This window comes from Coprococcus sp. AM11-30B (assembly GCF_027674365.1).
Classification (GTDB): Bacteria; Bacillota; Clostridia; order Lachnospirales; family Lachnospiraceae; genus Allocoprococcus; species Allocoprococcus comes.
In genome coordinates this window covers 39,271-52,268 of the sequence record NZ_JAQDVB010000016.1, presented here as the reverse complement: position 1 = coordinate 52,268, position 12,998 = coordinate 39,271, and the positions used below count along the sequence as shown (strand labels likewise).

Annotated in this window: 22 protein-coding genes; 2 read left to right on the top strand and 20 right to left on the bottom strand. The window is 53.7% G+C overall.

The genetic code is table 11. The annotated features are described in order from the left end of the window. Positions 1–14: 14 nt before the first annotated feature. Entirely contained in the window at positions 15–461 is a 447-nt protein-coding gene (locus tag PGU50_RS11745) for a hypothetical protein (protein ID WP_270247027.1), read from the top strand. A 162-nt stretch (positions 462–623) separates the two neighbouring features. Here the strand turns inward: PGU50_RS11745 and PGU50_RS11740 are convergent, their stop codons facing one another. Continuing rightward, on the bottom strand, positions 624–1,889 hold the full coding sequence (locus PGU50_RS11740) for a relaxase/mobilization nuclease domain-containing protein (protein WP_117773994.1): 1,266 nt from the start codon (positions 1,887–1,889) through the stop codon (positions 624–626). 68 nt (positions 1,890–1,957) lie between these two features. Here PGU50_RS11740 and PGU50_RS11735 point away from each other — a divergent pair, with 68 nt between their 5' ends. Further along, entirely contained in the window at positions 1,958–2,323 is a 366-nt protein-coding gene (locus tag PGU50_RS11735; RefSeq protein WP_117773995.1) for a hypothetical protein, read from the top strand. A 121-nt stretch (positions 2,324–2,444) separates the two neighbouring features. On the opposite strand, the gene PGU50_RS11730 is transcribed toward PGU50_RS11735, so the two are convergent. The 19 genes from PGU50_RS11730 to PGU50_RS11640 all read right to left on the bottom strand — a co-directional run bounded on the left by PGU50_RS11730 (position 2,445) and on the right by PGU50_RS11640 (position 12,933). After that, positions 2,445–2,693 carry a hypothetical protein gene (locus PGU50_RS11730; protein WP_147344047.1) on the bottom strand — a complete coding sequence of 83 codons (249 nt, stop codon included), beginning with the start codon at positions 2,691–2,693 and terminating at the stop codon, positions 2,445–2,447. A gap of 303 nt (positions 2,694–2,996) precedes the next feature. Next, positions 2,997–3,548, bottom strand: coding sequence for a hypothetical protein (locus tag PGU50_RS11725; protein WP_270247026.1), 552 nt, complete (start codon positions 3,546–3,548; stop codon positions 2,997–2,999). Between the two features lie 373 nt (positions 3,549–3,921). Next, entirely contained in the window at positions 3,922–4,143 is a 222-nt protein-coding gene (locus PGU50_RS11720; protein WP_270247025.1) for a hypothetical protein, read from the bottom strand. Positions 4,144–4,151: 8 nt separating this feature from the next. Continuing rightward, positions 4,152–4,556: a plasmid mobilization protein gene (locus tag PGU50_RS11715; protein WP_270247024.1), complete on the bottom strand. Its 405-nt coding sequence runs from the start codon at positions 4,554–4,556 to the stop codon at positions 4,152–4,154. Positions 4,557–5,253: 697 nt separating this feature from the next. After that, on the bottom strand, positions 5,254–5,661 hold the full coding sequence (locus PGU50_RS11710) for a hypothetical protein (protein WP_270247023.1): 408 nt from the start codon (positions 5,659–5,661) through the stop codon (positions 5,254–5,256). Beyond that, a complete protein-coding gene (gene mihF / locus PGU50_RS11705) occupies positions 5,661–6,014 on the bottom strand; it encodes an integration host factor, actinobacterial type (protein WP_270247021.1) in 354 nt (117 codons plus the stop codon). The genes PGU50_RS11710 and mihF overlap by 1 nt, the downstream gene beginning before the upstream one ends. 9 nt (positions 6,015–6,023) lie before the next feature. Then, positions 6,024–6,296, bottom strand: a complete 273-nt coding sequence (locus PGU50_RS11700; RefSeq protein WP_055158128.1) for a hypothetical protein — start codon at positions 6,294–6,296, stop codon at positions 6,024–6,026. 51 nt (positions 6,297–6,347) lie between these two features. After that, positions 6,348–6,548 carry a hypothetical protein gene (locus tag PGU50_RS11695; RefSeq protein WP_173686769.1) on the bottom strand — a complete coding sequence of 67 codons (201 nt, stop codon included), beginning with the start codon at positions 6,546–6,548 and terminating at the stop codon, positions 6,348–6,350. Between the two features lie 4 nt (positions 6,549–6,552). After that, positions 6,553–6,789 (bottom strand): hypothetical protein, encoded by a 237-nt coding sequence (locus PGU50_RS11690; RefSeq protein WP_117774004.1) that lies wholly within the window; start codon positions 6,787–6,789, stop codon positions 6,553–6,555. After that, the gene (locus PGU50_RS11685; protein WP_117527829.1) at positions 6,782–7,354 is read right to left on the bottom strand and encodes a ParA family protein; all 573 of its coding nucleotides are present in this window, start codon (positions 7,352–7,354) and stop codon (positions 6,782–6,784) included. The genes PGU50_RS11690 and PGU50_RS11685 overlap by 8 nt, the downstream gene beginning before the upstream one ends. Before the next feature lie 33 nt (positions 7,355–7,387). Then, a complete protein-coding gene (locus tag PGU50_RS11680; protein WP_055168042.1) occupies positions 7,388–7,597 on the bottom strand; it encodes a hypothetical protein in 210 nt (69 codons plus the stop codon). 10 nt (positions 7,598–7,607) lie between these two features. After that, positions 7,608–8,012, bottom strand: coding sequence for a single-stranded DNA-binding protein (locus tag PGU50_RS11675; RefSeq protein WP_270247020.1), 405 nt, complete (start codon positions 8,010–8,012; stop codon positions 7,608–7,610). 232 nt (positions 8,013–8,244) lie between these two features. Beyond that, positions 8,245–8,718, bottom strand: a complete 474-nt coding sequence (locus tag PGU50_RS11670) for a 3'-5' exonuclease (protein WP_270247019.1) — start codon at positions 8,716–8,718, stop codon at positions 8,245–8,247. Between the two features lie 9 nt (positions 8,719–8,727). Continuing rightward, positions 8,728–9,189: a hypothetical protein gene (locus PGU50_RS11665; RefSeq protein ID WP_055168036.1), complete on the bottom strand. Its 462-nt coding sequence runs from the start codon at positions 9,187–9,189 to the stop codon at positions 8,728–8,730. Positions 9,190–9,344: 155 nt separating this feature from the next. Beyond that, positions 9,345–10,262 (bottom strand): zinc-ribbon domain-containing protein, encoded by a 918-nt coding sequence (locus PGU50_RS11660; RefSeq protein WP_270247018.1) that lies wholly within the window; start codon positions 10,260–10,262, stop codon positions 9,345–9,347. After that, positions 10,249–11,382, bottom strand: a complete 1,134-nt coding sequence (locus PGU50_RS11655; RefSeq protein WP_270247017.1) for a DEAD/DEAH box helicase — start codon at positions 11,380–11,382, stop codon at positions 10,249–10,251. The genes PGU50_RS11660 and PGU50_RS11655 overlap by 14 nt, the downstream gene beginning before the upstream one ends. Before the next feature lie 11 nt (positions 11,383–11,393). Continuing rightward, positions 11,394–11,771 carry a hypothetical protein gene (locus tag PGU50_RS11650; RefSeq protein ID WP_173803248.1) on the bottom strand — a complete coding sequence of 126 codons (378 nt, stop codon included), beginning with the start codon at positions 11,769–11,771 and terminating at the stop codon, positions 11,394–11,396. 67 nt (positions 11,772–11,838) lie between these two features. After that, positions 11,839–12,057, bottom strand: coding sequence for a hypothetical protein (locus PGU50_RS11645; protein WP_227120629.1), 219 nt, complete (start codon positions 12,055–12,057; stop codon positions 11,839–11,841). A gap of 654 nt (positions 12,058–12,711) precedes the next feature. Further along, positions 12,712–12,933: a hypothetical protein gene (locus tag PGU50_RS11640; RefSeq protein ID WP_055168026.1), complete on the bottom strand. Its 222-nt coding sequence runs from the start codon at positions 12,931–12,933 to the stop codon at positions 12,712–12,714. Positions 12,934–12,998: the final 65 nt, after the last annotated feature.

Below are 12,998 nucleotides of genomic sequence, written 5' to 3'. Positions count from 1 at the left end.
AAGAAGGTCATACAATGAGAACTTATCAACACCCAATATGCCAAGACAACGCCATGGCGATTCGCGCTGAATATGATGAGGAAAAACGAGTCTTCGATTTGATGAAGAAGTTCCTCTATATCGTCGGGGCGATAACGGCGATAGTTGTTTTCCTTTTGCTTCTCGTTAATTCCCCTGCCCTGATAACTCAGACGGGCGCAATTGGAATCATTGCACTCGTTCCCGTTCTGCTGGCTGCAACAGCCTTTACCGGGTTTTACGTCGGCACGGTACCGGCTGGCTACATCGCTGCATGGCGTGCAATCAAGCGCTCAAAGCTGTTCGTGTGGGGCAACGCTCTCGGACTGCTCCTCATAGCGACGCTTCTTCTTTCCATCCCGGCTGCATTCGCGCCCATTGCCTTCCTTCTCCAGTGGTTGAAGGTGTCGAATCTCAAGCGTCAGCTTGACGCGAACGCATAGTGAGGTAAACTGAACGTGTTTTCTTCCTCCGCGGAGAAACTTTCTTGCTTTAGCCCGCTGCTCCCTGATGTGCGACATTAAGGGAACGGCGGGCGCTTTTATGCCGACTCCCGCAACCCGTATAGCGGCGCAGGCAAAACATCACGCCCGTGCCGCTTCTTCTTAACGCTCGCCGTTCTCCTTGTTCGGTTCCAGGCGTTCCTGCGCAGGTACCTGTTGCGCCCGCTGGGAACCGCCGCTCCCGGCGTTTCCGCCGTTCTTCTTCCCTTTCGGCATGACCGTCGAGGATACTTCCGCCCTGAGTTCGTCGGCTCCACGCCAGCAGGCGAGAATCAGACGCTTGACCTCCGAATCGTCCGCAATATCCGAATCGGGGCGCGGGAGTTTCAGCTTGGGGATATCCGCGATTTCCATGCCTTCCATACCGCGTATCTCCTTGCGGTACTTCCGGTAGACGCTTCGGATTTGCGCAAGGTACTTCTCCTTCGTTTCCGTTACCATCGCCTTTTGCTGCTCGATATCCCTCTTCTCCGCAACGGCTGCGCTTCCTTCCGCATGGATGGATTTCGCCACATTCGCCGTGAACGCAGCTTCCAACCCCTTCGTTCCGAGGTCTGCATCGAGCTTCGCCACGGAGAAGGCATAGCGGTTGCTGTCCGTGTCGGTAACGTACATGCGCCCCCTCTTGAACTCCGTGTCAACGCCCCATGATTCCAAAAGCTCGCGGTAATCATAGATGTTCTCCGCTTCCCCGGCGGCGATACGGCACAGCTCTCGCAAGTTCGTCTTATAGGAGTCGATGCCGCGTGCCGCAAGTTCCTTCTCGATACGGGACGGTTGCTTCTTATGGACGGAGGAATTGCGCTCGCCCTCCACGACCTGTTTCAACCCCCACTCGTGGTCGAGGTCGCGAATGCGGCTGGCGCGTTTCACCTTGGCGCTTTTCCCGCGCCCCTCGTCAAGCCGCTTTCCCGTTGACAGGTCGGTGCGGTTGATGACGATATGGACGGCATAGCGATGGGTCTTGTCCGCCTTGCAGTATTCGTTGTGAAGCGCCATCACTATCTGCTGGTTCGGGTAATGCTTTCCCACGTACTCCTTGGCATACCTCATGCATTCTTCCGGTGAGAGCCACCCACCATTTAAATCGCACTCGTCGGGATTGAAGCCGAGAATCTGATGAAACAGAATCGTGTTCTTCGCTTCCTTAAGCTCCCCAGTCTTCTTGTCCCGGACTCTTCTTGCCGCTTTGTTGTGCCCGTAGGCTTCTCTGGTCATCCACATGTGATGCGCCCAGCGCTTCGGATTCGTGCAACCGTCCATGTTCAGACTGTCGCGTAGAATCACCTTTCGGTCATCGTTGATGTAACCACGCAGGTTCTTCATGTGCCCGGAACTCTGCACACCGGTCTGCTTGATGATGGTCATGGTCTACCTCTCTTTCATATATCATTTGGCATAAACTTAAAATCCGTTGTCATCGGAAAGGACTTGATATGAACTCAGCAATCGAATACGTGACCGTTCCCTTCATGGGATGTGACGTTCTTGCTGTTGCACTCGATGGAATCCCGGTCAAGAATCATCTCCCCGCCCCTCTTGCCGCTGCGCTGAAAACTGCGAACCAATGGCGCGACCTTGGCTTCTCCCCGAAACCCGGTGCAAAGAAATTCAATCTGCATCCGAACTGTATGGCGAAGCGAACGTACACATACTTTTACAAGGACGATGTAATGGATGACTGCGGGCACACACCGGATGAGTCCGGTTCGTATCTTCTGCATGAAGACCAGCTTATCGCCAACTTAGAAGAGTCCACCGGACATGGCGGTCTTCGCAGCTATGGTTACACGGCATTCTGATTACTCATGCCTTGGCGAAAGAGAGTTTTCGCTTGCGTCGTTCCTCTCTTTCGCCTTTTTCAGACTCTCGAACCGTTCTCACATCTCCAAACAGATAATAAGTCTGCTCATCTTTCCTTCTTTACTGTGATAGAAACGCTTCCCAAAACGGTGATTTCGTCCAGACGGATTTCAAGCGTTGCAGATACGTCTTCGCCCCGTCTTGCGTGAACTCGGCATCGGCCTCGTCCGAATGAAGATACCACCCGTTCGGAAACTCAACCCAAGATGCAACGGTCTCACCGAGTTCCATGCTCACGTATCTCGTGAGCGTTACGCTCCAACCGTCCTCCTCATAGTGAATCGTCTTTTCACTTCCGCAATCGTCCATCGCCATTGCTCCCACCGCTTTCATGAATCTATTTTCGCGGGCACTGCGCCCATGCCGGAAAGAATATCGCATTCCGACAGCTTCCGGTTTCCTGTGACCTCCGGCTCCGTTCCATGTTCGCGACGGTAACCGTTCGCGAAAAATCGGAATACCGCTTCCGTTGTTTTCACCGGAGCGTGCCTGACAAACGGGTTGTACTCATCATCGACGAAATAGAAGTTCCCATCCCTCTTCGCGATATGCGCCGGACGCTTGCAGACCGGGCACCGTGATTTCAGGTCGCGGTAATGGAGCCACGCCGAATCAGTCATCGGCATATTCCCAGTGGTAGCCACCGGCCATACCGGATGCAGCTGAACCGATACCGTTCGGCGATATCTTTGTTCTCTCCGCCGCGTCCTTTATGCTTTCATAAACAACGCCGGTTTCCGTGCAACGAACCTTTCTTCTACGTTTAGGCTTGAAGAACGAATCATCCGGCTTCGGCTCGTCACCGTAATAGAAATGAATGCCATGCACGGCACTTCCATGTTTCATCGCATGAAATACATTCGATTTGCTTATGCCGAGCATCCTTGAAGCGAGAGTTAAACTCTCAAAGCGTTCGCCCGTCTCAAGACAGATGACCGGGCGCGGTTTGTTGTTTTGCTTTTTCTTTCGATTCATTATCTTTTGACGGCGTTCATCCGGCAGCATCTCACCAGCATAGTAATAGTAAAAACCTTTAATTGGCTTTCCTTCTCTTATCTGGTGAGATATGAAACCATTTGATAAACCGAGAGCGTTGGCTGCATCCTCCGCGCCATTGAACTGTTCTCCAGTCTCAATGCAAACAATCGTTTTTCTTTTTCCCATCCTGTTCGTCCCCTATCTCATGGAACCGTCTTTCTTGTCTTCATATTCCTCTCTCGTGATTTTTCCCTCCTCCAAGAACTCTTTCTAAGACCTCCAAGTGCAAACGCATGACTGGATTGCTTCGTTGGTAAACCGAATGCTTCCGTCCACACACGGCTCGATGCCGAACCTGTCCTCTAAAAGGAAAAGCGCGTGCATGAGTTCGTGGTAGTGCTCGATACCATAGGTATCGAAACATGCGGGTGCCACATCGAGTGCTTTCGCTATCCGTTCCAGCGCATCCGAACATTCCTGATGCTTTTTCCCAAAAGCTATTTTTTACGATTGCATTTCGTCATTTTCGTACCCTCGCAAATCAGAGAATCAAAACCCGTTATCGCATTTCAAAGAGAATGAAAATGGCGTAACCGGATGTAGCGATTGCGACCAACGCAATGAGAACTCGATAAAGGTAATCCCAGTTTCTTTCTCCAAACTTCTTTTTCCATTCTTTCGCTTCTGCTATGGATTTGCAGAATAGACTTACGCTAATAACAAGCGCTAATAATCCCGTCATGATGTAAAGCGAAAACATTGCGTGGTAAGTCATTCCCATATCTCCTGTCATTCGTTATCGAGGTTGTCAAAATCCTCGATTTGCAGATGGATGTTGTTTCGGTCGGCTTCCCTTCGGAGCGCTGCGAGAGCTTCCATAATTTCGGAAAACGACGAGACCTCTTTCTCCAAAACCCGTTTCGCTTCCTCCGGGTCGAACACTTTCACACCGTAGGTGTTCAGGAACTTCATGAACTGGTTCAGGTTTGTTCCCTGCTTCGCGAGTTCGTGAGCTGCCTTTTTCAAAGGCTGGGTGTCGATGACCTTGATTGTCGCATCGTCAGAATTGATGAGTAGCGTCCGGGCGTAATCGGAGACCGTCATACCGTAATTCGCGGCTTTTCGCTTGAGTGTTCTCTTCTCCCGTTCAGACAATCTGATGAGAACTGCGGTTTCTCTTTTTGCCACCTTCATCACTCCCCTTCTGTATTTTCTCAAAATCTCATAGTCGTATCGGTGCCGCCACCGTTTGACTATGACACGAAAGCGACGGTTCGCTTTGCTGGGTAACGGGAACCGGCAATCCTAAATTGTCGATTCGCTAAGCGTAAGCGTCCTCCCGTCAAGGCTCCGAAAGCCGCTCGGGAGCAAGATGGAAGTGTATGGAAAAGTCTCGTTTACGTGACTTTGTATATACGCTTCCCAAATCTTGCAACTCGAAGAGCGGCCTTGGCCGGTGAGCACTGATATTCTATCAGTGCGAGAGCAGAAAAGACATGGAAAAGGGGGTGCCGCCGCACCCTTTCCCATGCCTTTTCTGCGGGGTTTCCGGCTTGCCCGGAAACCAAGAACCCGAGGTGCCGCCACCTCGGGTTCCCATCGCCTGCGAAGACGAAATCAATTCCATTGAAAACCGATGGACGTAATCTCCTTTTCCGAGCTTTACTGCATCCTCCATCAACTTGATTGCTTGCTGCCAACCGGCAAGCTCTAACTCGAACCAATCGGGGAAAGGATTTCGCCGGTCTCCGTATTTACAATCGTATACACATAGCGAAGTCCTTCCTTTCCGCAGACCCTTCCTAATCATCGGAAGCCAAAAGGGCGATTCCCTAATCTGCATTGCAGACCACAGCGATAATGGTTTTCAAGCGGACATTCTTGTCCGCCCCTATACAAGTGCCCAGTGGCATCCTGCGCATGTTCCGCTTCTCTTTATGGCGGACGAAAGGGATGCTCTGCTTCTTTGAACATCATCGGCTGCGTCTTGGATGCTGCGGTACTCCTTCCCGGTTTCGATGCATCGCACGCGCTTGCTTACCGCTTCTGCACCCCCAATCGTAGCCACCGGTTCGATTCCATGTTCCCTTGCGCAACGTATCATCTCCTGAAACACATCGAAACTGATTTCAGCGAGACTGGAATGTTTGCCATGTTCGCGGTAATACTCTCGTATGTCGTAATCGTCATGAAGCCAGTAATATCTACCGGTTCTCATACTCGCACCGACATGCGATGGCTTTCCGCAAACGGGACAGGTTCCCTTTAAGTCGCGCCAGTGCTCCCAATTCGGATACATCACGAATTGCGCTGTTCGAGTGAGCCGAGTTTCCAGCCGTTCTTTTCCAGAGCAACCAGCGCTTCGCGTTGTCGGATGCCGAGTCCGCCGACACGCTTGCTTTTAGGAATCCGGTACAGACGCATAATGAACTCCGTCTTGCTCGCACCGATGCCCGGAACACTTTGCAGAAGAGATGCGACCAAAATGCGCTTCGCATCCTCCTCGTCCATCGCATCCGTGAACGTAAGCTCGCCGGACTTCACGCGAGCTTTGAGTGCTGCATAGCGCCTGCGAGCCTGTATGGCAAGCTCTAGCGCATGGGCACGCTCCTCGCTGCTAAGGTTCGGCAGATGGTTCTCTTTCTCGGTCATCGTTACTTCCTACTTCAACTCGTTGTCCCAGATGTTATCGTCAGGCTGCGCCGCATGTTTCCAACGGTTCGCATCCGCCCGACCGTTCCAGTCGGCGATGAACTTCTCGATAGCAATGGCGCATCCGCTGTCAAGAGCTTCCGCCCACCTCTCGTTGTTCTCATCGCACCAATTCTGAAATACCGCAAACTCGGTGACATTGTTCGCGACGATGTGCCTTCGCATCCCCCGCATCTGCGCGATAAACCTCGCGGTGGCGGGAACCATGGTGATTAGGTTCATGTTCCAATCCCTTTTTCCGAAGTGAATCCATCTACCGGCTCCACTTCCTCTCTAGTAAAAACGCCCGTCGATGTATTTCTCGATAACCGACGAAAGTCCGCTATCGAGTGCCTGAGACCAGCGGTCGTTGTTCTCATCGCACCAGTCCTGAAAATCGGTGAAGTCTGTGATGCCGTTCTCGCGTATGTGCTTCCGCATCGCACGCAGCATGTCGTGCTTCGATTTTTCCGATTCCGCTACCATCAAGTCCATCCCTTTAACCAAGCTCCTCGGCAAGCAGTCGGACGATGAGCTTGGTCATGCTCTCCCCCGTCTCGACGCGGTGGAGCTGCGCTTGCTTGTGGAGCCAAGCCGGGATGAGGAGACTGATTTTCTTGAGTTCCACCTCGTCCGTCTCATGCTTGCCGGAACCTTCCTTCTGGATATCCGCCATCTCGCGCTTGGACTTCTGCGCGCTCGCCATGAACGCGTTCGCTGTGGTCTTGTTAGCCATTGTTCTTCTCCTCTTCGTTCAGAACCGAATCTGCAAGCAGCTCAATCGGGGCGACCACATGGCTCTTCGGGTCGTACTCCGCCACGGACACACCGGCTGCTGCGGCACGTGAGAGGGCAACGGCGCGGGGAATCTTCGCGATGATTGGAACCTCCTCGCCCTCAAGGTACTCCACGAGCTGACGGTCGAGTGTGCCGTAGGCATAAAAGTTGTTGACGATGACATACGCTTTTGCGCCAGTGCCGGACTCACGTACGATATCGAGCGTTCTCAGCGTCGGCTCCATGTCGCGCGTGCTCGGAAGCATGGGTACGAGGATGAGATTCGCCGCGCGGCACCAATCGTTCACACCGCCCACGAGCACGCCCGCCGTATCGACAACCTGAAAATCGCACTCCTCCGCGAAATCCGGGTCATCGCAGACCTCATGGACGGAACCGCCCTGCGGGTCGGTAGTGACGAACGCCACGGTCTTGCCGCGACGCTCAAGCGCAAAGGAAAGCTCGTCCGCGATGGTGGTCTTGCCGACCCCGCCCTTCTGGTTGAGCATCAGAATCGTGTACATGTTAGAAGTCCTTTCTGTCCTGTTTGAAAAACGCTACTCACGGGAATCGGATGCGCGCACAAGCCCGTAACCGACGGTGACGGAAAGTGCCGAGCACACGGCGAATACCGCAGCAGCCACGTTTCCGAAAACGACCGAAACCGTAAGTGTGAGAAACACCCACCATCCGACGGTCACCGCGAATAGCAGGCCGAGGAAGAGCATGAAGGGGATTTCCCGCACTGAATCGCCACGAAGGTGCATTCCGTCCTCCCTAGAACGGAATATCCGCATCATACGTTTCCGGTTCCGTAGACTGCCCCTGGGCAGAAACCGTATCCTTCCCGGCACCCTTCGAGTCCGCAAACTCGATATCGGTCACGAAAACGGAAAGGGCATGGCGCTTCTCATCGTTCTTCATCCAAGAGTGGTAGCGGAGCCGTCCATCCACCGAAACCTTCTTTCCCTTGGTGAGATAGGGAGCAAGTGCTTCGGCTCGCGCACCGAACAGGGCGCAATCGACAAACACCGGCGCATCGACATATTCGCCGGTCTCGCTGTCCTTCTTCTTCTCGTTGATGGCGAGTCCGAAGGTGAGGACACTCGTGGCATCCCCCTTTTTGCGAAGCTCCGCATCGCGCGTGAGGTTGCCCATGATGGTCACTCGGTTGATAGCCATTGTCTTTCCAATCTCTCGATGGTGTTTGCGGAGGATTCTGGAATCCTCCTGCCGGGAAAACTTTCGTCCCTTGCTGTCTATAAATATAGCAGACCAGAATACCAGCAACCCAGAGAGCAAGATAACCACATAGATTGCACACACTTGCGCTGCAAAGATAAGGGCGTGTGAAAAGCAACTCTTCACACGCCTAAGCACGTATCTACTCTGCTACGAGCCATTGTTCGAGCCATCACTGCACGGCAAGCGTCGCGAGCGCGTCGGCAAGCGACCCGTGCGCCCTGCCCGTCCACTCGTATCCGATGTGGTCGGCGGCATCCACCAGCTTGTAGCGCCTTCCCATGAACCACGTGAACTCTTTCATGGTGTCCGTGATGCGTGCGTCCTCCCTCGGGCGCACCCCGACGGCGGATAGGAACCCGAGGTCGAATCCGACGTTGTAGCCGATAACCTCATCTGCCCCTGCAAAGATTTCCCTCAGTCGCGGTATGGCTGTCTCGATAGTCGGCAGGTCTGCCACGTCCTCCGGGTAGATGCCGTTGACGGCGCTCGCGTGCGGCCATTCGGTCTTCACGGTCGGTCGGAACCTCTCATCCAACAGGACGGAGCCGTCCCTTCCGATGATGGAGATGGTCAGAATCTCATCCGGGTCGCTACCGTTCGGATGAAGACCGGTGGTCTCGGTGTCAAAGCAAATGCTGTTCATATCTATCACCTAATCCATGTAGCCGTAGACCGTCGTATAACGGTCTGCCTTGTGTTCCAGCCATGCCAGATACTCGTTCTTCGCAAGCTCGAACGCCCGCTCCTCGCGGCTTCCTTCCAGTGAGCTGAGATATGCGACGGTCGCATTCGGCTCATTGCCGTAACCATCATCAATCCTCCCGGACTCATCGCACGGGAGCCATTCATTCTCTTTGTACTCCACGCGACGCTCGACCTCTACAGTCCAGTAGATGACGGAGCCGATGCCATCTTCCTCGTCATTGACCTCGTTCCCATGCGTCGATATGAATGCTTCCGCCGCCGCGAGCGCTTCCTCGGAGTTCTCGTATTCGCCAAGCTCATACGAATCTCCATCGCTGATATCCTCGTGGTCTCCGTCATAACCCGGGCGCGTTGCAAAACTGAGCCGAAAGCTCCACCCGTTGACGAAATATCGAATCTTCCTGTCCATCTTGGCTCCCTTCTGCCATTGAACGGCTCGGTACCGTCCCTTTTACTGTCTATAAATATAGCGGACTGGCATACCAGCAAGCAGGCTAATGGCAGGCTCCATACATCCTGCATATTCTGTTCAAAAAAGAAAGGCACCCTTTCGGATGCCTTCGTTCATTCGTCCAGATACTTCCAATGATATCCCGCGCATGTTCGCGATTCATTGCGCAAAGCTTGACATATAGCGCCGTCTGTTCTTTCAACATCCCTCCCGGCGCTCATGATAGATTCGTAGATTTTCCCCGTTTCAACGCAAACGACCGCTTTCATTTTACTCTGTGACGTTTTCTTGCCATTGCATCTCGGACATCCTGTTCCTCGTTTCGCCCTGTGCCCTATAGTGGTTATCCATTCATAACCACATTTGCAACAACGCCACTTAACCTTTGTATTGTTTCTTATAGGCAACTCGTCCGCTGTAATCCCGCTGTTGAGTTCGGGAAGATATTCTTTTGCAAGCTCCGGGTACTGAGAAGCAAGGTCGTTGAATCCCTTAAGCAATCTTTTTTTTCTACAATAGGGACAACGTACAGCATTGAGCTTTCGATTTACGACCTTACATTGCCATACCCCGTGACACTTTGAACACTTCCACCAGACTGCCCGCGTGCTCCCTGCCAGAACATCGCTCGGCCTAAGTTCTCCATTGCGGTCATAGTCCCATTCGGCAGCAAGTTCAGGGTGTGTGGTTGCCAAATCATTGTAGCCTTTGACTAGCACGCGCCCATTGCACGCTGGGCACAAATTCGACCTAAGTGCTGCGCCAAGCTCTCGCGACCATTCGCACCCACATATGGGGCATTTCCACCAATATCTATCACGCTGCTTCAACCTAACAAGTTCCACCGCACCATTCTTTTCCTCATCCCAAAGTTCTGCAAGTCGGCTATCTAAGGTCGGTTTTATTCTTTTTTGCCTTTCCCAATTAAAGCCGATGGCATCAAGTCTGGCTATTTGTTCGTCCGACAGTTTGCCGCGTTCATAAAGCCCCCGAAGGTCGCTCATGACACGTGTCACTTCAAGCTCGCTCATAGTTTTCCTCCATTCGCTTTGGAATCCTTTCCGCTACAACGATGGAACCAAAGTTATTGCAGAAGTCAAAAACGAGCGGGGTTCGGTTTCCTCCTGAAGATAATACGCGTCCGAGCTGCTGGTAGAACACGGTCGGTGATTTCGTCGGCCTGACCATCACGATGGCATCGACACCCTTGACATGAACGGCTTCATTGAGCTGGTTCACGCAGTAGAGCACCTTTAAAGCATCTGATTCATCATCCTTGAACGCCTGAAAGTCCTCGGAACCGTATGGGTCTGCACTCACGGTCTTATAAGCGTGTATCTCGCTGTTTACCGCCCCGAACCATTCCCGCCGCAGAAGCATGAACTCTCGGAGCTTTGCGACACGTGGGCAGAACACGATGACCTTCGCATCCCGTTTCTTAAGATGCTTCGCGATGGCTTCACGTACACCTCCTGCTTCTGTAAGGGAACGACGAAGATTCTCATACTTTTTCTGGAACCGCTTCATCACCATCTCGTCTTTTATTCCAGCAATGGACTTTGCCAGCCTTCCAAGCTCCTTCGGTGCTTCATAGAAAGCGGTGACGTATTTCGGAATCGGCAGGATTCCACGCAGCCACGCTTCCTCAAGCTCCATGGAATAGGCCACGTTCCCGTCGAACATCTCGTCCGCCATGTTCCTCCCGCCATCCGAGTATCGGATAGGGGTGGCGGAGAAGCCGACCACCTTGGCGCTCTCGTTCGCATCGAGGATGTGCGTAACACCCTTTCCCCATTCCTCCGCACCGCAGTGGTGAAACTCGTCTGCAACCACAACGTCGTAACCGGAAATCTCCTCACCGCGTCGTGCTGTCATCATCGCCGCGCTGTATGTCATGAATTGCAGGTTCTCGGGCGTGAACCCCGGCGCAATCTCGGCAAGGTTCGCCATCTGGTCGTTGAACATGTAATCGTTGGTGCCGAGCAGCAGGAACCGCTTGTCTGGGTTGTCCTGCACCATCTTTGCGATGATGACGAACTTTCCCGTTCCGGTCGGCTTGATGACGCAGGCACGGTCGCACTCCCCAAGCATATCTAGGAGTGCGTCATATGCCTTCTGGTTATGCTCATACAGTTTAATCGTGGAACTCATTGTCCATCCCTTCAACTCTTCTGACCGTTCTCGGTCTGCTCGCAATCCGCCGTGTCGTATCGCCAATCATCGACCGTGTACCGACGTTCATGCATCGTCTCTACGGAAGATACCCTTACCGTGCCGTCCTCGCCCCGATGGCACCGGACTTTCCTGACCGCGACCCCGAACCCACGATTCTCGACAGATTTCCTATCCGCTGCCAAGCACGCTGCAAACCCTGTGAGAAACCGCGCTTTTAGGCCGTCTCCGGTCTCAACAAAGTCAATGAGTGCATCGACCAGCCGCTCATAGCTCCTCGTCTCGACCTTTCCGGCGAATCCCCATTTGCGGTGCGCCCCGTCGGTCAAGGGTGCCATCTTGCCTGCCATGACCTCGTACCTATCCATTTACACGCTCCCTACTTATGTACATCGAAAAAGAGGGGCATCTCTTTCCCGATGCCCCTTCAATTCCTTAGCGAATGCCGTCCGGTGAATACGGTGACCAAGGCTGACCGAGGAGAACCAGCCAGTCGCACTCCTCGCTCTCCCCCAGCCGGAACAGATAAACCGCATCCGAGACAATCTCCTGCCAGTATGCCGTAAGGTCACCGAACCTGCCGGTATACTTGCAGTGGGGAACAGTGCCGCCCCCGTCATAGACCATGACCATATCGTTCTTCTCGATTTCCATTTGCTCCGTCCTTTCTGCCTTGGGACGGCTCCGGTGCCGTCCCCCTTGCTGTTATCTGTAATTATAGCTATGCGGCATACCAGCACACTCCACAACGCGAGACTCCACGCCTTCTCCATGGAACTCGGGTCATTAGGGGCGAGCAGCCCCTAATCTGAGGGAGCGCAAGCGACCGCGCCACGGAGAGACCCTGCGAAACCGTAGCGTGTCAAGAAAAACCAACCTCCCGTCGCGGAGCCACCGACCCTCCTTTCCCCGCCCTTACCGAGCCGCTGCGGCGTGCCCCGCTTTGCCGCGCCTGCGGCCTATGGTTTCCCGAGAAGAAGGGGTTTTCAACATTCCGATGGGCGGAGGGTTCCTAGACTGACCCGGAGCCTGTCGGAATGTTGGAAACCCCGGCAGGTCTGTCCCCCGTTTCCACCAAGTAGAAGGCTTTTCCGCGCTTTCAATGGCCGGAGGGTTCCTAGCTCGACCCGCAGGCTGTTGGAAGGGTGGGAAAGCCGCCCCCGAGTCCCCGTTCCCGCAACGACCCCGCGCCTTCACGCCGCTCGCAGGGCAGTTCCAAAAAAGCCAAAGAAAAAGGGCACCCTCCCGGATGCCCTAGCTCCTTTACCGACCGAACTCCTCCCGATAGCGGTTATGGTCTGCTAGTGCTTACCTCTTGTTACGGTAGCGGCGCTTTTCCATCTGGTAGTCGTACTCCATACCCGCAAGGTAGACGCACCACACGCCGACCACCATGAAGAGCGTACCCATAACAAACTCGATTGTCGCCCAGACCGGCGCATCCACGCTCGCAAGCATGAGCGTGTACGCCATAATCCCGCAGCCGATAAGGATTGCACCATAGGTCTCAAGCTCCCTGACGTTCTTCATCTTGAAGTCCCTTCTGCCATGGGGCGGCTCGGTTGCCGTCCCCCTTGCTGTCTATAAATATAGCA